Origin of the sequence: Alteromonas sp. 1_MG-2023, assembly GCF_030547075.1 — a bacterium.
Taxonomy (GTDB): domain Bacteria; phylum Pseudomonadota; class Gammaproteobacteria; order Enterobacterales; family Alteromonadaceae; genus Alteromonas.
Genome location: NZ_JAUOQH010000005.1, coordinates 1 through 21,742, shown reverse-complemented (window position 1 = coordinate 21,742; position 21,742 = coordinate 1). Strand labels below are relative to the sequence as shown.

21 protein-coding genes and 1 rRNA gene are annotated in these 21,742 nt (G+C 43.2%); 12 read left to right on the top strand and 10 right to left on the bottom strand.

Annotation, left to right across the window (positions count from 1 at the left end):
* Positions 1-62 precede the first annotated feature (62 nt).
* From Q4561_RS06705 to Q4561_RS06695, 3 genes are all read right to left on the bottom strand, one after another.
* Positions 63-515, bottom strand: a complete 453-nt coding sequence (locus Q4561_RS06705) for a DUF2489 domain-containing protein (protein ID WP_303458565.1) — start codon at positions 513-515, stop codon at positions 63-65.
* Positions 516-533: 18 nt separating this feature from the next.
* Positions 534-1,046 (bottom strand): Der GTPase-activating protein YihI, encoded by a 513-nt coding sequence (gene yihI / locus Q4561_RS06700; protein ID WP_303458563.1) that lies wholly within the window; start codon positions 1,044-1,046, stop codon positions 534-536.
* A 540-nt stretch (positions 1,047-1,586) separates the two neighbouring features.
* Positions 1,587-2,210: a cytochrome c gene (locus Q4561_RS06695; RefSeq protein ID WP_303458561.1), complete on the bottom strand. Its 624-nt coding sequence runs from the start codon at positions 2,208-2,210 to the stop codon at positions 1,587-1,589.
* A gap of 174 nt (positions 2,211-2,384) precedes the next feature.
* Between Q4561_RS06695 and yihA the strand changes: the two genes are divergently transcribed.
* Positions 2,385-3,002: a ribosome biogenesis GTP-binding protein YihA/YsxC gene (yihA, locus tag Q4561_RS06690; protein WP_303458559.1), complete on the top strand. Its 618-nt coding sequence runs from the start codon at positions 2,385-2,387 to the stop codon at positions 3,000-3,002.
* A gap of 409 nt (positions 3,003-3,411) precedes the next feature.
* Here the strand turns inward: yihA and polA are convergent, their stop codons facing one another.
* On the bottom strand, positions 3,412-6,219 hold the full coding sequence (gene polA, locus Q4561_RS06685; protein ID WP_303458557.1) for a DNA polymerase I: 2,808 nt from the start codon (positions 6,217-6,219) through the stop codon (positions 3,412-3,414).
* A 410-nt stretch (positions 6,220-6,629) separates the two neighbouring features.
* Between polA and elbB the strand changes: the two genes are divergently transcribed.
* Both elbB and Q4561_RS06675 read left to right on the top strand, forming a co-directional pair.
* Positions 6,630-7,283, top strand: a complete 654-nt coding sequence (gene elbB, locus Q4561_RS06680) for an isoprenoid biosynthesis glyoxalase ElbB (RefSeq protein ID WP_303458555.1) — start codon at positions 6,630-6,632, stop codon at positions 7,281-7,283.
* Positions 7,284-7,393: 110 nt separating this feature from the next.
* Complete coding sequence (locus Q4561_RS06675) at positions 7,394-8,845, top strand: TrkH family potassium uptake protein (protein ID WP_303458554.1); 1,452 nt, start codon at positions 7,394-7,396, stop codon at positions 8,843-8,845.
* 28 nt (positions 8,846-8,873) lie between these two features.
* Here Q4561_RS06675 and trkA read toward each other — a convergent pair whose 3' ends face one another.
* The 4 genes from trkA to def are packed head-to-tail and all read right to left on the bottom strand — an operon-like array spanning position 8,874 to position 13,086.
* Positions 8,874-10,253 (bottom strand): Trk system potassium transporter TrkA, encoded by a 1,380-nt coding sequence (gene trkA, locus Q4561_RS06670; RefSeq protein ID WP_303458553.1) that lies wholly within the window; start codon positions 10,251-10,253, stop codon positions 8,874-8,876.
* Between the two features lie 33 nt (positions 10,254-10,286).
* On the bottom strand, positions 10,287-11,612 hold the full coding sequence (rsmB, locus tag Q4561_RS06665; protein WP_303458552.1) for a 16S rRNA (cytosine(967)-C(5))-methyltransferase RsmB: 1,326 nt from the start codon (positions 11,610-11,612) through the stop codon (positions 10,287-10,289).
* Entirely contained in the window at positions 11,612-12,568 is a 957-nt protein-coding gene (gene fmt, locus Q4561_RS06660; protein ID WP_303458551.1) for a methionyl-tRNA formyltransferase, read from the bottom strand. The genes rsmB and fmt overlap by 1 nt, the downstream gene beginning before the upstream one ends.
* 8 nt (positions 12,569-12,576) lie before the next feature.
* Positions 12,577-13,086 (bottom strand): peptide deformylase, encoded by a 510-nt coding sequence (gene def / locus Q4561_RS06655; RefSeq protein WP_303458550.1) that lies wholly within the window; start codon positions 13,084-13,086, stop codon positions 12,577-12,579.
* Positions 13,087-13,302: 216 nt separating this feature from the next.
* Here def and Q4561_RS06650 point away from each other — a divergent pair, with 216 nt between their 5' ends.
* From Q4561_RS06650 to Q4561_RS06620, 7 genes are all read left to right on the top strand, one after another.
* Positions 13,303-14,376 carry a LysM peptidoglycan-binding domain-containing protein gene (locus tag Q4561_RS06650; protein ID WP_303458549.1) on the top strand — a complete coding sequence of 358 codons (1,074 nt, stop codon included), beginning with the start codon at positions 13,303-13,305 and terminating at the stop codon, positions 14,374-14,376.
* Positions 14,377-14,409: 33 nt separating this feature from the next.
* Positions 14,410-15,612 (top strand): DNA-processing protein DprA, encoded by a 1,203-nt coding sequence (dprA, locus tag Q4561_RS06645; RefSeq protein ID WP_303458548.1) that lies wholly within the window; start codon positions 14,410-14,412, stop codon positions 15,610-15,612.
* 1 nt (position 15,613) lies between these two features.
* Positions 15,614-16,090: a DUF494 family protein gene (locus tag Q4561_RS06640; RefSeq protein ID WP_303458547.1), complete on the top strand. Its 477-nt coding sequence runs from the start codon at positions 15,614-15,616 to the stop codon at positions 16,088-16,090.
* Positions 16,091-16,113: 23 nt separating this feature from the next.
* Complete coding sequence (locus tag Q4561_RS06635; RefSeq protein ID WP_303458545.1) at positions 16,114-16,665, top strand: topoisomerase DNA-binding C4 zinc finger domain-containing protein; 552 nt, start codon at positions 16,114-16,116, stop codon at positions 16,663-16,665.
* A 21-nt stretch (positions 16,666-16,686) separates the two neighbouring features.
* Positions 16,687-17,262: a Sua5/YciO/YrdC/YwlC family protein gene (locus Q4561_RS06630; RefSeq protein WP_303458544.1), complete on the top strand. Its 576-nt coding sequence runs from the start codon at positions 16,687-16,689 to the stop codon at positions 17,260-17,262.
* Positions 17,259-18,203, top strand: coding sequence for an oxygen-dependent coproporphyrinogen oxidase (gene hemF / locus Q4561_RS06625; protein ID WP_303458542.1), 945 nt, complete (start codon positions 17,259-17,261; stop codon positions 18,201-18,203). Before Q4561_RS06630 ends, hemF begins: the two co-directional genes overlap by 4 nt.
* Before the next feature lie 165 nt (positions 18,204-18,368).
* Positions 18,369-19,043 (top strand): OmpW family outer membrane protein, encoded by a 675-nt coding sequence (locus Q4561_RS06620; RefSeq protein WP_303458541.1) that lies wholly within the window; start codon positions 18,369-18,371, stop codon positions 19,041-19,043.
* A 98-nt stretch (positions 19,044-19,141) separates the two neighbouring features.
* On the opposite strand, the gene Q4561_RS06615 is transcribed toward Q4561_RS06620, so the two are convergent.
* Complete coding sequence (locus Q4561_RS06615) at positions 19,142-19,573, bottom strand: group II truncated hemoglobin (protein WP_303458540.1); 432 nt, start codon at positions 19,571-19,573, stop codon at positions 19,142-19,144.
* A 25-nt stretch (positions 19,574-19,598) separates the two neighbouring features.
* On the opposite strand from Q4561_RS06615, the gene aroE reads away from it, so the two are divergent.
* Positions 19,599-20,426, top strand: coding sequence for a shikimate dehydrogenase (gene aroE / locus Q4561_RS06610; protein ID WP_368411525.1), 828 nt, complete (start codon positions 19,599-19,601; stop codon positions 20,424-20,426).
* Positions 20,427-20,453: 27 nt separating this feature from the next.
* On the opposite strand, the gene Q4561_RS06605 is transcribed toward aroE, so the two are convergent.
* Positions 20,454-21,008, bottom strand: a complete 555-nt coding sequence (locus Q4561_RS06605; protein ID WP_303458538.1) for a gamma carbonic anhydrase family protein — start codon at positions 21,006-21,008, stop codon at positions 20,454-20,456.
* Positions 21,009-21,539: 531 nt separating this feature from the next.
* Here Q4561_RS06605 and Q4561_RS06600 point away from each other — a divergent pair.
* Positions 21,540-21,742 (top strand): 16S ribosomal RNA (locus Q4561_RS06600); the annotation flags it as partial.

Genomic DNA, 21,742 nt, shown 5'->3' with positions numbered 1-21,742 from the left:
AAGCGCTTCATAAGAAGCGCCTTTAAGATGTTTACAGCTACTATTCGACTAGCAACAAGTATCTAGCTAATAGACTGGCAATAAGACTTTATTGCCGGTATCTCGCTTAATACTTTAGATTCATAATCTGACTCAATTTGCTCTCTAGCAATGTCTTGCTTACGCCTTTCTTGTTTAGATAGCTTTTGTCTGTCTTCGAGTACGGCAAAACCACTGACTTCCAAGAATAATGCGTAGGTATGAGGGTAGGAAGCTTTATGGTCTGGTGGCGACAAAATGGGTAGTGCACCCAGTAAATTAACAATCCTAATCACACCTTCAGACAAGTCGCACTGTTGTTGCTCCATTGCCTTAGCGATTGTAATAATACTTTCGCTAATAGATTCTATGCGTTCGTCTCTTATCTTTTTTTGACGTTGATTTTGTTGCTTTAATTGGAACAACAAACGACCTGCATAGTAACTAAGCGCTACTATAATTAATAACGCCACAATAACTAACACTGTCCAAAGCATAAAACAGAGCCCGCCTTACTATTTCTTAAAGTCGTTGATATCTATAGCGTCTAAATCATCAAATGGATCCGTCTCGTCGTCATCTTCATCATCGTCTTCTACGATGCCAAGCAAATCACAAAGAATGCGATGGCGGGCCATTTTTTCATCAACGTAAGATTGTTGCTCTTTGGTAAGTTTATTGTCATCGTCAAGCTTATCTAACAATGACGCTAAACGTTGATCGGCTTCAAGTGCGGCTAACTCTTCACTTGGTGTAGCAAACTTTTTCTTTTGGGTCGGCGTAGTAACTGCCGCTTTTTTAACGACCAAAGGAATAGGTTTTTTACTGCCTAAACGTGGGTCTTGGTTCTCGCGACGTTTAGACGATGCGTTATCACCTTGCTCAACGTTATGACGGCTACCAGCAGGTTTGCCTTTGTGCTTCTTTGGACGAGGAGTACTTTCCAGACGCTTTTGCCCAGGTTTACGGTCAGGATCTTTCCTGACGCCAATGAGTCCAACTTTACGAGACTTTTTTGATCGTGCCATATATAAAAGGTATCAAATTTTAGTGATTGAAAGTGCGTATTATAGCGCGAATTGCTCAAAGCTTCTTCATCAATGCAACATGATTCATTGGAAAGTGAATGTACTGACAGCTTCTTTACAAGTTTATAGGGAGTATATTAACCTCAATGAGGGGAAAAGTAGATATGTAGTGATGCAAAGAGGGGAGTAACCTAGGATAAAACTTTTCTTCAGATAAGAAAAAAGGCGATGACTTTCGCCATCACCTTACATTGTTTGAGTGTCAGATGACACCTCTCCCGTTATTTACACGTCTATGTGTATTTGTGCTTCCCAGCTTGGCTCCCCTTTTTGTTGGTTTTTGCAGAGCTCATTTTTGTTCTTGGCCTTCTTGGCGCTTTATCCAATCTTCCATGTTGTATTTTTATTATTATTCTTGTTATTTAGTATGTAGTGTTTCAGACAAACCTACAAACTATTGCGATAGATTACACGAATATTTTTGAAATACAACTTTATGCGCAACAATTAATTAACAAAAGCGCATGTATTTTTGGAATTTTAGTGTAAGCCCGCGATATAATTAGATAAAATTTCGATATCTTCATCGGTTAATTTCATCGCAATATCACGCATCATGCCATTCATGTCGTTGTGACGATCGCCAGCACGAAATGATTTCAGTTGTGCTGCAGTATAAGTTACATGCTGACCACTGATATCAGGAAAACCCGCTAAGCCCATTCCATTACCTTTAGGACCATGACAAGCAATACATGCGGTTACACCACGAGATTCGTCGCCGCCTTGATATAAAGCGCGACCGGCTTCAATGTATTGCTCTGGGGTTTCACCTTCTTTAGGTGTTTGGCTAGAGAAGTAAGCGGCTAGGTCTTTCATGTCTTGTTCTGAAAGAGGGGCTGCCATACCGTTCATTACGGCATTGTTACGGCCTTCTTCGCCACCTGTCTGTGACGCAAGCTTGAACTCCATTAATTGCTTAACGAGGTACTTTTCGTGTTGTCCTGCTATTTTGGGATTCATGTCTATCATGCTGTTACCATCAGGACCATGACATGCTGCACATACTGCAGATTTTGCTTTACCGGCTTCAGCATCACCTTCTGCCATCGCAGAAACTGAAATACCTAAAGACACACACAATAACAAACACAGTTTTTTCATAATAAATCTCTTAAATGGATCCAACGGCTCGCGTAACATACGTGATATCATGCGTATTTTACACATTTAACGCGTCAGAAAAACCTATTCCATGATAAAACTATGGTTTTTAGCAGGTTTAGATCATTAATAGAGTTTAATTCTAGGGTTATGACGCATTTGAGGTAAGTCTAGATGTCGTATTACACCAAAGCAAAGTTCTTTATCAGCGCACCTGATATTCGCCATTTAAAAGATGACAGCGGAATTGAGGTTGCTTTTGCCGGCCGCTCTAATGCGGGGAAGTCGAGTGCGTTAAACACGCTTACTCGCCAAAAGAACTTAGCAAGAACCAGTAAAACACCTGGTCGCACGCAACTCATCAATGTATTTAATCTTGAAGAAGATCGCCGTTTGGTGGATTTGCCAGGGTACGGGTTTGCACAAGTACCTATTGCGATGAAAAATAAATGGCAACAAGCTTTGGGTGAATACCTTCAAAAGCGTAAGTCGCTAAAAGGCCTAGTTGTGCTAATGGACATTCGCCATCCATTTAAAGACCTTGACCAAGATTTGATTCACTGGGCAGTAGATTCAAATATCCCTGTGTTAGCTTTGTTGACAAAATCAGACAAGCTTAAATCAGGAAAGCGAAAGGCGCAGCTGCTAATGGCTCGTGAAGCCGCAATGGCGTTCATGGGTGATGTGACGGTTAATACTTTCTCATCGTTAAATCGACAAGGGTTACCAGAGTTAGAAACCGTACTGAATAAGTGGTTGGCGCTTGATGTAGAAAAACCTGACGCAGAATAAAATAAACAGTTTGAACGACTGAGCTAAATAAAGGGCCACATAAAAGAAAGCCCCGCTAAAAGCGGGGCAAAAAATACTTAGAGAAAACACATAAAAACCGAATATATAGAGTGGGCAGATTTCGATTAGTTCATTTTAATAGATGGAAAATTTTCTGTTTTTCTATAAGTATCTGTTTTTTAATTATTTTATTCTTATCTTGTTTCAGGGGATTAATTTCAGACATAAAAAAACCCCGACAAATCTGTCGGGGTTAAAGCAAAGGTTTGAAAACAGATTTCTCACCTCTGTACCCTACACGCATTAGGGTACAATAATGGTGAAAAAAGGCAAGCAAGAGTGTAATAAAATTACCAAACTTGCCCAATTTTGAGCTATTGCTCACCATTTTCTGTAATCTAATTACCTCTTAGTGTGCTTCATCCCAGTTATTTCCTACACCGGCTTCAACCACTAGAGGCACATTTAATACTGCAGCTTTTTCCATTAAGCTAACAATATTCTTCATCTGCTCTTCTAAATGTTCTTCTTTAATCTCAAACACCAATTCATCGTGTACCTGCATCATCATGAGCACATCGTCACTTTCAAGAGATCTGATCCAATCATCAACTTTGATCATTGCCATTTTAATGATATCGGCAGCCGTACCTTGCATGGGCGCATTAATTGCCGCCCGCTCTGCGCCTTTACGACGTGCGCCATTACTGGCTTTAATGTCTGGTAGGTACAAGCGACGACCAAACACAGTTTCAACATAACCCTTTTCTTTGGCGCCTTCTCGAGTGCTATCCATGTAGTCAAGTACACCAGGGTAGCGTTCAAAATATAGGTCCATATATTTTTGTGCTTCGTGACGAGGAATATTAAGTTGTTTAGCAAGACCAAAGGCACTCATGCCGTATATCAAACCAAAGTTAATGGCTTTAGCACTACGACGTTGCTCAGTAGTCACTTCATCTAACGTTACCCCAAACACTTCCGCAGCGGTGGCTTTATGAATATCTCTACCGTGGGCAAATGCATCAAGTAGGCCTTCATCGCCCGACAAGTGAGCCATTATTCTAAGTTCAATTTGAGAGTAATCGGCAGCAACAATCTTGTACCCTTCACGAGGAACAAAAGCTTGTCTAACTTTACGCCCTTCTTCGTTTCTAATAGGAATGTTTTGAAGGTTAGGATCCGTTGAAGATAACCGGCCCGTCGCAGTAATAGCTTGATGGTAAGAAGTATGAACACGACCCGTACGGTGATTAATCATCTTAGGAAGTTTGTCGGTATACGTATTTTTAAGCTTTGTTAACCCTCGGTATTCCATTAACTTTTTAGGTAACGGGAATTCAAGGGCAAGTTCTTGAAGTACTTCTTCAGAAGTAGAAGGGGCACCCTTGGGGGTTTTCTTAATAACCGGTAACGACATTTTTTCAAACAAAATGTGTTGAAGCTGTTTTGGCGAGCCTAAGTTAAATACTTCGCCGGCTTCTTCATGTACTTCTTTTTCCAATTCAGCAATGCGCGTAGCTAAATCTTGGCTCTGCTGGCGCAACCGTTGGCTTTCAATTAATACACCTTGCTGTTCCATACGAGATAAAACACAAGCAACCGGCACTTCAACATCAACCAACAGCGTTTTAAGTTTGGGTTCGTTCTCTAGCTTTGCCCATATTGCTTGATGAAGGCGCATAGTAATATCAGCATCTTCGGCAGCATAAGGGCCTGCTTCTTCTAACCCAATTTGGTTAAAAGTAAGCTGTTTAGCACCTTTACCGGCAATTTCTTCAAAGTGAATCGTTTTATGACCTAAATAGGCAAGGGCTAGCGAGTCCATGTCATGGCGCTGCGCGGTGCTGTTTAACACATAGCTTTCCAGCATAGTGTCAAAGCCAATACCATTTAGGGTGATGTCGTAATGCGCGAGTACATTCTTGTCATATTTAATATGCTGACCCACTTTGATGATGGTTTCAGACTCTAAAATAGGCTTCAATGCTGCTAGCACGTACTCTCTTGATAACTGCGTGGGTGCATCAGGATAATCATGAGCAACTGGCACGTAAGCCGCAGCACCAGGTTCAATACAAAAAGAAACACCAACAAGTTCAGCTTCCATGTAGTTAACACTGGTCGTTTCAGTATCAACAGCAATAAGCGGCGCTGCTTTTAGTTTTTCAATCCAAGCCTCAAACGTAGCTTCATCTAACACCACGTCATAACCAGATTTATCGATATTACTTTCTGGCTGCGCTGCCTTTGTATCGTTTGATTCAGACTCGCTAGCGTCAGACGTACTTTTCCCGCTTTCTGCTTTTGAAAGCTCACTACCATCACCTGCGATCAATGCGCTAATTTCGGTATGCCAGCGCTTGAATTCATACTCTGCAAACATCGACTGTAAGGTTTGGTTATCTGGAGCAGTAGGGCGTAGCTCATCTATTTTGTATTCTAGATCTAAATCAATGGCAATCGTGGCAAGGGTGTATGACAAGCGAGCTTGCTCTTCATACTCTTGCATTTTGGCTGCCATGGTTTTGCTCCCTCTAAATGAGAGATCGGCAATTTTATCAAGATTGCCATAGATAGCACTGATGCCACCAATACCGTTTAATAGCGCTTGGGCACTTTTATCACCCACACCGGGTACGCCAGGAATGTTATCTACTTTGTCACCCTTTAGGGCTAAGAAGTCGATAACCAGTTCCGGTGGAATACCGAATTTCGTGTTGACCCCTTCAATATCCATAATCTGATTCGTCATGGTATTGATCAAGGTGACATTGTCGTTGACCAGTTGCGCCATGTCTTTATCGCCGGTACTGATCAAAGTATCGATACCATGTTCTGTGGCACGACAGGCTAGGGTACCTATAACATCATCGGCTTCAACGCCAGACTCAACGATTACAGGTAACCCCATGGCTTTGATAATGGTATGTAATGGTTCTATTTGGCTACGTAACTCTTCCGGCATAGGTGGGCGGTTCGCTTTATATTCTTCATAAATATCGTCGCGAAACGTTTTACCTTTGGCATCAAAGATGACGGCCATGTGTGTAGGGTTGTACTGTCTAATCAAGCTTTTCAGCATGTTGACAACACCATAGATCGCACCAGTATCTTGACCTTTTGAGTTCGTCAGGGGCGGCAATCCGTGAAATGCTCTAAATAGATAAGATGATCCATCTACTAGAATGAAAGGAGGCTTTTTAGAATCTGTCATAGCTATGCATTAACCAAGCTTAGAATAAGGCGCAAGCATGCCATAGCCGCTAGTGGATCGCCATAGAGCATGGCAACATTAATAAAGGGATCGTCTGTGGATAAAGTTGTGATCTAATAAAAATAGCACAACAAAAAGAACGATCTTTGTTAATAGAAAGATCGTCCTGTAAAGCAATAAAAATAAGGGAATGAAAAATAAGAGAGTGGACTGCGTACCTGCAACTCATCATTCCTTTTTATGTGGATAACTTGGTGAACTTATTTTTTTTAGTTTAACCAAATTGGTCAGATAATGTAGCATAAGAATTTAACAATCCAATACCGCTTATTAAGACTTTTTTTTGAACAGTTGATGGTTTTATAGCCAAAAATTGCATAAGTCGGTTTGGTAAGGTCTAGGAGGACATTATGAAGCAAGTTGCAGTAATTCTAAGTGGCTGTGGTGTATTTGATGGCGCTGAAATTCACGAGTCTGTATTAACGCTCTTAGCCATTGAACAAGCTGGGGTAGGTTATCAATGTTTTGCGCCAGATAAGTCGCAAATGCACGTGGTGAATCATTTAACCGGCGAAGTCTCAGAAGCTGAAACGCGTAATGTGTTGGTAGAGTCAGCACGAATTGCCCGAGGTAATGTTAAGCCTATTACTGAGTGCAATGTATCAGACTTCGACTACCTTATTTTGCCAGGTGGCTTTGGTGCGGCAAAGAACCTTTGTACGTTTGCTGTCGACGGTGAAAAAAGCGTTGTCGATAAAGATGTACTATCAGTGTGCAATGATTTTGCGAAAGCGAAGAAGCCTGTTGCCTACGCCTGTATCGCTCCTGCACTAGCCGCTAGCGTGTATGGCAATGGTGTAAAATTAACCATTGGTACTGATGAAGACACAGCAAATGCAATTAATGCTTTAGGCGCTTGCCATGTTAACTGCGACGTTGATGAAGTCGTGGTGGATGTTGAAAACAAGCTAGTCACTACGCCTGCCTATATGACAGCGCAAAATATCTTACAAGCCCATGCTAGCATTAATAAAATGGTAGAAACGGTACTAGCGATGAAATAATTTGCTTATAGCCCTATAATCGCGTCAATGTAGTAGAAAATCTTGTATCCTCTAAAAACCGCGAACACTGTAAATCGCGAGTTTACTAATAACGAAAGGCATAAAGAAGCATGCACTACCGTGCCATTGTACGAATTTTAGGGCTACTTATTGCGCTGTTTAGCGTAACTATGATCCCACCCGCTGTGGTATCCCTGATATATCAAGATGGTAGTGGTTTGCCCTTTACCCTTGCGTTTTTCTTTTGTGTTGGTGGGGGGATGGTACTTTGGTATCCAAACCGGCAACAAAAAAACGACTTGCGAGCGCGAGAAGGCTTCTTAATTGTTGCCTTATTCTGGTCGGTACTCGCTAGCGTGGGGGCGGTGCCTCTTATGTTGTTAGAACAACCGAGCATGACAGTAACCGACGCTTTCTTCGAGTCATTTTCTGGGTTAACCACAACCGGGGCTACGGTTATTGAAGGGATTGATTTCCTGCCACACTCGGTGCAGTTTTACCGCCAGCAGTTACAGTGGTTGGGCGGGATGGGTATTATCGTACTTGCTGTGGCAATACTCCCTATACTAGGTGTTGGGGGGATGCAGTTATATCGTGCAGAAACGCCAGGGCCGGTAAAAGATAATAAAATGACCCCCCGTATTGCCGATACAGCAAAACATCTTTGGTACATTTATCTCTCTATTACTATCGCCTGTGCAGCCGCCTATTGGTTGGCCGGTATGGACGTTTTTGATGCGATTTGCCACGCCTTTTCAACCGTTGCTATTGGCGGATTCTCAACCCACGATGCTAGCCTTGGTTATTTCAATAGCCCAATGGTTAACGTGGTATGTACGGTTTTCTTATTAATAGCGGCGCTTAATTTTTCTCTTCACTATGCAGCAGTAAGCACCCGTTCTGTTAAAGGCTATTTTCATGATCCTGAATTTAAGGCCTTCTTCTTTATTCAAGCAACGCTTATTTTGCTGTGTTTCTTGGTGCTTACGCTTTCTGGGTTTTATGATTCAGCTGAAGTCGCACTCGACCAAGCCATGATCCAAGCCGTATCAGTGAGTACAACCGCAGGGTTTGCCACCACAGACTTTTCAATTTGGCCTACGTTTTTACCTATACTGCTCATCTTTTCAAGTTTTATTGGAGGCTGTGCTAGTTCAACGGGGGGCGGGTTGAAAGTGGTGCGTGTATGTTTGCTATTCCTTCAGGGGAAGCGTGAAGTAGACAGGCTTATACACCCTAAAGCTGTGTATTCAGTTAAGTTAGGTGAACGAGCTATGCCCGATAAAGTCGTTGAGGCAGTGTGGGGCTTCTTCTCGGCTTACGCTGTTGTGTTTGTGATACTAATGATTGGCTTAATCGCCACAGGGCTAGATAACTTAAGCGCGTTTACCGCTACCGCAGCCATGTTAAATAACCTTGGTCCAGGATTAGGCAGTGTTGCGTCAAACTATGCGGATGTAACCGATGCAGGTAAATGGATTTTAGTCGTAGGAATGGTATTTGGGCGACTGGAAGTCTTTTCGTTGCTGGTTCTGTTTTCACCCACGTTCTGGCGAAGCTAATACCGTTTTCGCCATGTGCTTTTTCTAATTAACCAAAGAAGAATGCGCTGGGTTGGAACAGCTTTTCTACATCGCCGATATATTTTTTGTCGACTAAGAAAAGAATAACGTGGTCGTTAGCTTCAATCAGCGTATCGCTATGGGCAATAATTACTTGGTCATCTCTCACTACTGCGCCTATGGTCGTCCCCGGAGGCAGTTTAATTTTACCGATTTCTTTACCCACAACCTTAGAAGTATTTTCATCACCATGGGCGATTGCTTCAATGGCCTCTGCGGCGCCGCGGCGCAACGAATATACGTTTACTATGTCACCACGTCTAACATGGGTAAGTAACGCTGAAATAGTCGCTTGTTGTGGAGAGAAGGCAATGTCTATTTCTCCACCTTGTACTAAGTCTACGTAGGCACTGCGTTGAATGAGTACCATGGCTTTTTGTGCGCCCATACGCTTAGCCAACATAGCAGACATGATGTTAGCTTCATCATCATTAGTTACCGCAATGAAAGCATCGACTTGCTCGACATTTTCTTCACTGAGTAATTCTGGATCTGATGCATCACCGCTAAAGACAATGGTTTTGTCTAAGTGAGCTGAAAGGTACTTTGCCCTTTCGTGACTATACTCAATAAGCTTCACGTTATGTTTGTGTTCAAGCTTACGTGCAAGCCCGGCACCAATTAAACCGCCACCGGCTATCATAATGCGTTTGTAGCTAGACTCTAATTTCTGAAGTTCACTCATTACCGCGCGAATATGTTTGGTAGCAGCAATAAAGAATACTTCATCATCGGCTTCGATAACCGTGGTGCCTAGCGGTCGAATAGGGCGACCTCGTCGGTATATCGCTGCCACCCGGGTTTCCACATTAGGCATATGATCTTTAAGCGCCGATAACGCGTGGCCTACCAATAAACCGCCATAATAGGCTTTTACCGCCACTAAGCTGGCTTTACCGTCAGCAAATTCAACAACCTGCAAGGCTCCTGGGTAGTCGATAAGCCGTTTAATCGCTTTGGTAACCAATTGTTCAGGGGCAATGATATGGTCAACAGGAATATCCTGCTGCTTATAAAGTTGTTCTTGGTAAATAATGTATTGTTCTGAGCGAACGCGAGCAATTTTGGTAGGGGTTTTAAATAAACTAAAAGCTACTTGGCAAGCAAGCATATTACTTTCATCACTGTTCGTTACAGCAATAAGCATGTCGGCATCTTCTGCGCCGGCTTTACGTAATACGTCAGGGTGAGAGCCTACCCCATTCACCACCTGTAAATCTAATCGGTCTTGAAGTGCACGTAAGGTATTAGGATCAGAATCGATAACCGTAATATCGTTCTTTTCCCCTACCAGGTTCTCAGCAAGTGTTCCGCCAACCTGACCTGCGCCTAAAATGATGATTTTCATCGGTGTTTATGTGCCTTATTGCTTTTATTTGCGTTACGACTTTATCAGTCTCGCATAGTAGAAACCATCCATTTGTTGCTCGCCAGGAAGTATTTGTCTACCAGGCTTGCTTGTGGTTTCCGTCTTTGTAATAGGAACTAAAGTGGCATCTAAGTTATTTTCTAAAAATGCGCTAATCTGTTGGCTATTCTCTTGTGGCAGAATAGAGCAGGTGGCGTACAACAATGTGCCACCAGGCTTCAAGGTTTGCCATAAACTGCTGAGTATCTCGGCTTGCAGTGCTGCGAGCGCATCAATATCGCTAGACTTTCTTAGCCACCGAATATCAGGGTGGCGTCGTATAACACCTGTGGCAGAGCACGGTGCATCAAGTAGAATTCGGTCGAAGTGGTGTCCATCCCACCATGTGTCTGGTTTGGCGGCATCGCCTTGTTTTATCACTGGCAGATTAGTTTGCGTATGCTGCAGGCGAGTCATGTTTTCTTCAACGCGCTTTAAGCGGTTCTCGTCAGCATCAAGGGCAAGGCAATAGGCTAACTCAGGGGTACGCTCAATAATATGGCCGGTTTTACCACCTGGTGCAGCGCAACAATCTAATACTCGCTCATGTGGTTGAGCATCCAAGTAATGCGCTGCAAGCTGAGCAGCACCGTCTTGTACAGCAAAATGGCCTTTTTCAAACCCTGGAAGCCCCGTAATATCTTCACGGTTTTCAAGTCTTATAGCATCTAGGTGTTCGGCACTTCGAGAATAGTGAATGTCTACACTGTCTAGTGCAACACAGTAATCTTCAATCGATGTCTGCTTTGTGTTTACTCGCAACCAAATTGGTGCCATGGCATTGGTGGCTTCACGCACAGTATCAGCATCTTGCCCATAAGCATCGTCAAGGGCCTTAAATAACCATTTAGGTAGTCCACTGGCAATAATAGGGTTGTCGATAGGTTTGTCCGCCAGTTCTTGACGCATAAAGTTACGTAGTACCGCGTTCACCAAACCTTTTAATGCCGTACCGCCTAAATAAGACGAAGCATTAACGGTTTCGCCCACTGCTGCATGCTGGCTTACGCGTGAAAAGGCTAATTGATACAGCCCCAACAAAATAAGATGCTCAATGACTTTTTTATTCCCTTTTAAAGGGCGGTCGAGCAATTCTCGTAACCAATGCTGCAATATCGGAAGTTTACGCATGACGCCCAAAGACATTTCTTGGATCCACGCATTGTCTCTAGGGTGATGACGACGCTGAACGCGTTCAAGGCAGTCTCTTGACGATTTACCTTGTTCAAGAATTTGGTATATCACCCATGCACAATCGGCACGAAGGTTTTTTTGTTTCGGTAATGGAGTGGGTTTCACTATTCTTCCGTACTGGCAATGCAGGTGCCTGGTGCGAACCAGTCTTTGCGAGCATTAACGACATCTGCAGCGGGCAATGCTTTTTTCCCAGGAATTTGCAGGGTGTTGATTCGAAGCGCACTTGAGCCTGTAGCTACCACAATGCCGTGCTTGTCTGCTTGAATGATAGTACCTGGCGCATGTGAAGCTGGTAGGCCATCGATTACATCAACTGACCAAATCTTAATATTTTGCGATTCAATTTTAGTCCACGCTACAGGCCATGGATTAAAGGCGCGTACGTTTCGATCAATTTGCGCTGCGCTTTCGTGCCAGTTAATAAAGGCTTCTTCTTTGGAAAGCTTTTTGGCGTAAGTTGCTTCGCTATCATCTTGCTTTACAGGTGATAGGGTGTCGATACTGTTTACCACATCTAACAGTGCAGTGGGGCCAAGTTCCGCCAACTTTTCGTAAAGCGAGGCACTTGTATCACTTTCGCTAATAGGTAAGGTTGCTATATGTAACATGTCGCCGGTATCTAGCCCTTCATCCATCTGCATGATGGTAACGCCAGTCTCACTATCTCCTGCCCATATCGCCCGTTGTATAGGTGCTGCGCCTCGCCATTTAGGCAAGATTGAACCATGAACGTTCAGGCAGCCTAATTTAGGCGCATCAAGCACGGCCTTAGGTAATATCAAGCCATAGGCGACCACAATCATTAAATCAGCATCAATGTCTGCCAATATTTGCTGTGCTTCGTCGTTTTTTAAACTGGCGGGCTGATAGACTGGAATGTCGTGCTCTTGAGCCAATAATTTAACGGGACTTGGTGTAAGTTTCTTACCTCGGCCAGCAGGACGGTCTGGTTGAGTGTACACCGCTACAACCTCGTGAGAGCTAGGTAATAAAGCACTCAAATGCTTAGCCGCGAAATCCGGCGTGCCGGCAAAAATGATACGTAATGGTTTTATCAAAACTAACCTCAGTCGCGAGCAGCTAAACGCGCTTCTTTCTCAAGCTTTTTGCGAATTCGCTGGCGTTTAAGCGGAGACAAGTAATCAATAAACAGTTTGCCTTTAAGGTGATCCAGTTCATGTTGAATACAAATAGCCAATAGACCATCTGCCTCTAACTCAAACGGTTCGCCTTTCTCATCAAGTGCCTTTACCGTAATTTCTTCTGCGCGCTCAACTTTGGCGTAGTTACCTGGAACCGAAAGACAGCCTTCTTCACTAATCGTGCTGCCGTCTTTTTTCGTAATTTCAGGATTGATAAAAACACGGGGCTCGTCTTGATCTTCCGCTACGTTCATTACAACAACTTGAACATGTCTGTCGACTTGAGTAGCAGCCAAACCAATTCCATTCTCGTCTTTCATGGTTTCAAACATATCTGAAACCAATTGTTTAATGTCGTCGTTCACTTCTTCTACCGGTTTTGCTACGGTACGAAGTCGTTCATCGGGAAAACTTAATACGTCTAAAATTGCCATGTGTCGCTTATTTAACCTTTTCACTGTATAAATTCATATACGATATAGTAACTTGCACTCTTTACAGTGCCTTTTAAGTTACTATTCTAACGTATATCGAGTTATATCGTGCAGTTTTTTGCTGCCGCGCCACAGTAATGAGGCACAATATCGATATAGTAGTATTGTCTGAAAATTCAACAATAAATGGCAGTAGAAAAATTGCGGAAGGTTAATTTGAAAAATCGATTAAAAAATGCAGCGCGTACAATTGTTGTGGTAGTGGCGTGTTTCGCTGCATTCTCAACAATGGCAAAACAACTAAAAGAAACAGCGCCTCAAACTTACACAGTGAAAAAGGGTGATACGCTGTGGGGTATTGCTAACCTCTTTCTAAATCAACCATGGTTATGGCCAGAACTTTGGCGACATAACACTCAAATAAATAACCCACATTTAATTTATCCCGGTGATGTTATTTCGGTCTCTTACATTAATGGTGAGCCGGTATTTACAATAAACCGAGATAAGCCCAAGTTAGTACTATCACCAGGTTCTAATCGACGAGTAAAAGGTGCGCCTATAGAGACGCTTGCATGGTCAGTCCTTGCTCCTTTTATCAAACAGCACACCTTGGTGTCTGAGGAAGACTATAGTTTCCTTCCTCATTTACTAGGAAATCACGGTGGCAATGTAAGTTTCGTTTCTGACGACTTAGTGGTAAGCCAACAAGAAAACCGCTCTGAGGATCAGTATCAGGTAGTTAGAAAGCATTCTATTATACGCAACATGTATGGCGAAGTGCTTGGTGTGCAACTTACCCATGTAGCTAATGCCACTTTGGAAGGTGATGTATCACTACCCAACTCTAGGTTGGTTAAGCTTTCAGATTCTAATCAAGAGGCAAGACGTGGAGATAAGTTACTGACAGGTGACTTCACGTTAGATGACGACTTGGTATTGCAAGAAGCAACTTCTCAACGAGGTTTCGTAGTCGGTGACTTACACGATCATGATTTGCTTGGCCGATACGATGTTGTGGTAGTCGATTTAGGCGAAAATGACGTAGCCCCAGGTACGGTCATGGGTCTATATTCCGGTGGCCCCGATATTATTGACGGTGATGAACCTGAATATGCTGACAATAGCAATGTAATCGAAAGCAATGCGCTCTTTTCAACCACCGTGCAGCAACCTGCGCTTAAGGTTGGTGAAATTATAGTGTTTAAAACTTTTGAGTCAGCAAGTTACGGCATTATTACCCGAGCAAAAGAAGGCGTAAAACGCGGCTTCATTGTGGCAAAACCCTAGTACGTTATTGCCGCTTATTATTAAGGAGCGGCAATGACAACTTACCAGCCATATAAAACAACCAGCGACCCTGTTCAGGGCGACCCTATTCAGGGCGACCCTATCCAGGGCGTGATATCACAAGCATTAGATACAACGCTTAATAATGAACAGGTCGCTTGGTTGACGATGGCTTCGTCTATCAACATTGCAACAGGTAAGTGGCTTAAAGCGCTCGAGGCTGAATCTCTTAACGCAATAGACGTTGTTGATGGTTTTCATAAAGCAGCTTTTACCTCTGGTGCACTACACACCCTTACTCAAGCTATATCATTAAGCTTGCTTGAACGAGCCACACGTTGGCACGCCTCACATGCGCAGCATCATATTGTTACCTTAGGGTGCTCTCATTATCCTGAGCGATTAAAAACACTTTCTAACCCACCATTAGTGCTATTTGTTATCGGTAACGTCAACACATTAGCATTACCTCAAATTGCGATTGTAGGTAGTAGACGGGCCAGTCACCAAGGTAAGCGGATTGCCACTGAATTTGCTGAAGCGTTGGCAAGCAATGGGGTAGCAGTAACCAGCGGATTGGCAGCAGGAATTGATGCAGCTGCCCACACCGGCGGCTTGGTGAGTGACGGTGGAACTATAGCGGTAATGGGAACGGGACCAGATATTGTTTACCCTCCTAGAAACTTACCTCTGCATACTGAAATAGTAAAAGCCGGTGGTGCGTGTATTACCGAGTTCTTTCCAGGTGTATCCGCTAAGCCTTGGCACTTTCCCAGAAGAAACAGAATAATTGCCGCTATATCACTTGGAACCCTAGTCGTAGAGGCAAAAATAAAGAGTGGCACCTTGATAACTGCGAATTTGGCCGCAGATATGGGGCGTGAAGTATTTGCAGTTCCTGGAAGTATCTTCCATGCTTACTCCGAAGGTTGTCATTGGTTAATTCAGCAAGGCGCTAAGTTGGTTACCTGTGTTGATGATATTTTCGATGAAATTGTAGTGTCTGCTGGCGAGAGAAAATGCCAGAGCGAAGCGTTAAGTAAAAAAAGTGAAGTGAATAACTTGGCAACCGATAAATTATTAGATAGTGTGGATTACGACATCACCGCTATTGATGTTATAGCGCAGCGCTGTACCTCTCCTGTTAATGAGGTTATGGCATCATTATTAGAATATGAGTTGCGTGGTTTAGTAGCCGCTGTCCCTGGTGGCTACATTAAATTGAGGGGAAAATAATATGTTCGATATCCTCATGTACCTGTTTGAAAACTTCATTCACAGTGAAACTGAAATTCGAGTCGATCAAGACGAGCTTACCGATGAATTGGTGCGCGCGGGTTTCCACCATGATGAAATATACAAAGCATTAGCGTGGCTTGAAAAGCTAGCGGCTTTGCAAGAAACAGATATTAAGCCTTATTTTTGTAAAGGGATTAGTACCAGCCTAAGTCGTATTTATACTCATGAAGAGCAAATGCGATTAGACGTAGAGTGTCGTGGCTTCTTGCTATTTTTAGAGCAAGTAGGTGTGGTAGATGCGTCTACCCGAGAAATGGTAATAGACAGAGTAATGGAGATAGATTCTTCAGAATTTTGTTTAGAAGACTTAAAGTGGGTAGTGCTCATGGTATTGTTTAATGTGCCAGGTAAAGAAAAAGCCTATGCACAAATGGAAGATTTGTTATTTGATGAACCTGACGGCGTGTTGCACTAATGTGTTTCATGTCGTGCTAGTTTATGTCAAAAATTGATCATTCACTTTTCTCTGCGCACGAACATGCCCTAGAAGACGCTTTCGGTGATTGCCCCGATTGTGGTAAGCCACTTCACATAAAAAATAGCAAATCTGGCCCTTTTATTGGCTGTACTGGTTATCCAGATTGTCATTTCAGTAAACCACTACACGACAAACAAACCGCCTTATTAAAAGTGTTAGATGGCGTAGCATGCCCAGAATGTGATTCCACCTTGGCTATAAAGAAAGGCCGTTATGGCATGTTTATCGGCTGTACAAACTTCCCCGATTGTCATTATATTTCCCCCATCAAAGAACAAGATGATACTCAAGTCACTTGCCCGAAATGTAACAAAGGCCAACTTAAGTCTCGTACCAATAAATACGGTAAGCAGTTTTTTGCTTGTGATCATTATCCCCATTGTCGTTATGTGCTAAATTTCACGCCAGTAAATGAAGCATGTCCCGATTGTGGCTGGGCCGTTCTGATAAAAAAGAAAGGCCAGATTTGTTGCCCTCAGCCAGGGTGCGGCTTTAAAAAAGACGATAAATAACATCTACAGAGAAAAGCATTAATGAGTATCCCAACCAAGGGGCAAGTAGAAACAAGCGATCCTATTGTTACCGCCTTTAACCATGGCAATTTGCTGGTTTACCCGACCGAAGCGGTTATGGGCATAGGCTGTGACCCAGATAATGAAGCGGCTGTAATGTCCCTTCTAGCGTTGAAACAGCGACCTATCGAAAAAGGGGTAATCTTGATTGCCGCCAACTATTCTCAGCTATTACCTTATATCAATGATGAAGCCATACTTCAGCACAAACGTACTGAAATTGTGTCCAGTTGGCCTGGGCCAAACACTTGGTTGTTGCCTAAATCGGCCACAGCGCCATTATGGTTAACTGGCAAGCATGAAAAAATAGCGGTTCGAGTAAGCAACCACCCCGTGGTTAAAGCATTATGTGAAAAGCTAGGAAAGCCATTGGTATCTACGAGTGCCAACTTGACTGGCCAACAATCCGCAATCACCCAGCAGGAAGCAATCGATATATTTGGTGATAGTGTTCTCTATATTGATGGTGAAGTAGGTGGCCACGCTAAACCCAGTACCATTCGTGACGGCGATACCGGAGAGATAATAAGATCATGATTGACCCCCAACACGTAAATCAACAATTAGACGGCAAAGACGCCGCTGAAGTGATAGAACAAGTTAAAGCGTACTTACTGTCATTACAGGACAACATTTGCCAAACCCTAGAGCTTGCCGATGGTAAAGGGCAGTTCAAAGAAGATTCGTGGGTTCGCGAAGAAGGCGGTGGTGGTCGTTCTCGTGTTATCAAAAACGGTGCTGTGATAGAGCAGGGTGGAGTGAACTTTTCTCACGTGTTTGGTAGCCAGATGCCTGCGTCAGCCACGGCTAATCGTCCTGAACTGGCAGGTAGAAACTTTCAAGCCATGGGGGTCTCGTTGGTTATTCACCCACACAACCCTTATATTCCAACATCTCATGCAAATGTACGCTTTTTTATCGCCGAAAAAGAAGGTGAAGCGCCTATTTGGTGGTTTGGTGGCGGGTTCGATTTAACCCCATTCTATCCATTCAAAGACGACGTAGTACATTGGCACAATACTGCTAAGAAATTATGCGCCCCCTTTGGTGAAGACGTGTATGGGAAATATAAGAAATGGTGTGATGACTATTTCTTCTTAAAGCATCGCAATGAAACCCGTGGTGTAGGTGGCTTGTTCTTCGATGATTTAAATGAGTGGGGCTTTGAAACATCATTTAACTTCATGCAGGCAGTAGGCAATGGTTTTGTTGATGCGTATGTACCTATTGTAGAAAAGCGAAAGAGTACGTCATACGGCGAAAGAGAGCGTGATTTTCAGCTATATCGCCGTGGTCGGTACGTAGAGTTTAACTTAGTATTCGATAGAGGCACCTTATTTGGGTTACAAACTGGTGGTAGAACCGAATCAATCTTAATGTCTATGCCACCACTTGCCCGATGGGAGTATTGCTATACTCCTGCGCCGGGGAGCGCGGAAGCAAAGCTCACCGACTGGCTTCAGCCTACAAACTGGTAATATTTTGCACCATGGGTAGTACCTGTGGTGCCATTCCCTTGATCCACATCAAATCCCTTCGTTAACAAGGTATATAGCTAAGTTGCACCTTGCGCTGGATCAAAGGATTTTTTTTTTAAACGTTTACAGTGTCGTCATTATCATTAAACACATGAGAGACACACAATGCGTACACACACACTTTCAGCCATATGTATTTCTTTAGCGCTTGCCGCCCCTTTTGCTACAGCTCATGAAAAGGGTGATTGGATAGTTCGTGGCGGATTAACAACAGTAGCGCCCGATGAGTCAACCTCAAACATCATTGCAGGTGGTAGCGATTTAGGTGTAGCACTGACTATCGATAACGATACCCAGTTAGGATTAAACGTTGCCTATTTCATTACCGACAATATCAATGTTGAACTATTGGCCGCAACGCCATTTACCCATGATGTGAATTTTTCGGTCAGCGATCCACTAGGTACAGGCAATACACTGGGCGAAGTCACGCACTTACCACCAACAATTACCGTTAACTACTATTTCAACGACGCTAATTCTGCGTTTCAGCCATATGTTGGTGCAGGTTTAAACTATACATTCATATACGATGAATCGTTTACCTCTGCTAATAAAGAAGCTGGGCTTGAAGATTTATCTTTAGATAATTCTGTAGGCATTTCTGCACAAGTGGGGATGGACTACCAAATAGATAAAGAGTGGCATGTAAATGCGTCAGTACGTTACATCGATATTAATACCGAAGCGTCATTTACCGTAGGTGGCGCAGAAGGTAGCGTAAACGATATTGATATCGACCCTTGGGTTTATACCTTGTCAGTAGGTTACACATTCTAACGTTCGTTTAATGGGTAAGTTGCCTTAAATAAGCAGCTTAGCAAGGCGTAAACCTTATATCGTAATCTGAAGCGTTCCGTATTTAACGGAGCGCTTTTTTATTTACTATTAATCATATGCTCGGCAAGTTGATCGAGTGCACTCAGAAGTTGTTGTGCGAGGGGTAAGTCATCAACAGTCTCGTGCATGGCTTTGCGCATACAATACATCCACTGGTCTTTTAATTCTGGTGTAACACTAAAAGAAAGATGCCGTGAACGTAACCTTGGGTGACCATATTGTTGTTGGTAGGTGTCAGGCCCGCCTAACCACAAACTTAAATAAAGAAAAAACACTTCTCTAATTCTATCTGTTGGCTGAGGATGAATGGCGTAAAGCTCCTTCGCAATAGGCTCATCACGCATATTGTCATAAAAGCGGTTTGCCAAAAGGCGTACCTTATCTTCTCCACCTATACGGTAATATGGTGTAGTCTCTGACACAGCAGGTTTTTCCTTTCGTATCGATTTAAAGAAGTTAGACATTCCCATGACAGACAGCCTTATTAATAATCCAATGAAAAAGTTTGCCGTTTTCGGTAACCCTATTGTTCAGAGTCTATCACCAACTATTCATGAAATGTTCGCTAAGCAATGTGGCGAGCAAATTAGTTACGAAAAAATCCTTGCGCCAGAACATGGATTTACGCCTGAAGCGAAGGCATTCCTAGCGCAACCGAGCGCAGTGGGATGTAATGTCACTATGCCGTTTAAACAAGATGCCTTTTCCCTTGCCAGTGTAGACGACCAGGCTGCGTTAGACGCAAAAGCAGTTAACACCTTAATGAAGCGTAGCGATGGCACTGTTGCAGGTTTTAATACCGATGGGGTGGGGCTGGTGAATGATTTACTTAACCACGGCGTACAGCTACAAAATAAACGTGTACTATTAATAGGTGCGGGTGGAGCAGCAAGAGGCGTAATAGCACCGCTTATTGCATCAGGTATAGCGTCGTTACATCTTACTAACAGGACAAAGGCTAAAGCAGAGCTAGTGGCAAGTGAAACGGGTGGAGGAAAGGTTAAGATTGTTGGTATAGAAGACTGCGATACAGTAGCCCCACATATCATTATCAACTCAACCGCAGCGAGTTTAAGTGAAACACTGCCTTTTGATATGAGCGCTACGCTATTTGCAAAATGTGAAACAGCGTATGACATGGTCTATCGTGCAGAGCCTACTTACTTTATGCAGCAAGCATTATCGTTAGGTGCTTCACGGGTACTTGATGGTTTAGGTATGCTGGTGGAACAGGCTGCTGCATCATTTACGATATGGACAGGTTACAAACCACAGACCAGTGCGGTAATTGATGTATTACGTAGTCAGTTAAAGTCAAAGTAATCGAGACTGATATAAATAAGCAGGCTGTTAAGCCTGCTCTTCCCTATATTCATCTTTTAGTTTTACGTAGTTCAATGCTGATTGTTTAAGAAAGGCTGTCTCGCTTTCTTTTAAAGGGCGTTTCTTAACGGCAGGGTTCCCAACATATAAGTAACCACTTTCAAGTCGCTTATTCGGTGGTATTAATGCACCGGCACCAATAAAGACATCGTCCTCCACAATAACGCCGTCCATAACAATAGCGCCCATCCCTACCAAAATACGATTTCCAAGCACACAACCATGAAGCATACATTTATGCCCTACGGTAACATCGTTACCAATAATAAGTGGAAAACCGTCTGGGTTGGACGCAGATCTACGAGATACATGTAACACACTGCCATCTTGAATATTGCTGCGTGCACCAATCGAAATATGATTTACATCTCCACGGGCAGCAACCAATGGCCAAATACTGGCATCGTCGCCTAGGGTAACGTCACCAACGATAACGGCAGACTCATCTATATAACAGCGATCACCGAGTGTGGGAGAAGTTGATTGATAGGTTCTAATTGTCAAAATTGCACCTTTATACATAAATTCATCAATAGTGATTGCATTAAAACAGAGAACAGGGGGAAAGAACCAACCTTATTCCACCATTATTTCAGTAAAAGGTAGCTACGTGAGAAAGCGGTTATCGGTAAAAAACCGAATTTATGTGCGATTTATAGGCTGCGCGGGTGGTATTTTAAGCAGTTAAACGAAATGTGACACTTTTTTTAAAACAGAGGTTGACGCAGGCTCAGAAATCTCTAGAATGCGCATCCGCTTCGACAGGAAAGTGAAATAACTTACACTGACAAAGCAAGTCACTACTTACCTTAAAGGCCAAGTGTGACGGGGTTTTAAAGAAAATGCTTCAGAAAATAAAATTTCAAAAAGTGTTGACACTGAGGACTTCAAGCGTATAATACGCACCTCGCTCAAGCAGAGTGACTCACGAAGAAGCAACGGCTTCTAGTGAATTGCGACGAAGTCGCAACGTTCTTTAACAATTTAGACAAGACAATCTGTGTGGGCACTCATTAAGAGTGTCACACAACGACGATTCATATTCGATATATTTAATTGAAGAGTTTGATCATGGCTCAGATTGAACGCTGGCGGCAGGCCTAACACATGCAAGTCGAACGGAAACATGTCTAGCTTGCTAGATGATGTCGAGTGGCGGACGGGTGAGTAATGCTTGGGAACTTGCCTTTGCGAGGGGGATAACAGTTGGAAACGACTGCTAATACCGCATAATGTCTACGGACCAAACAGGGCTT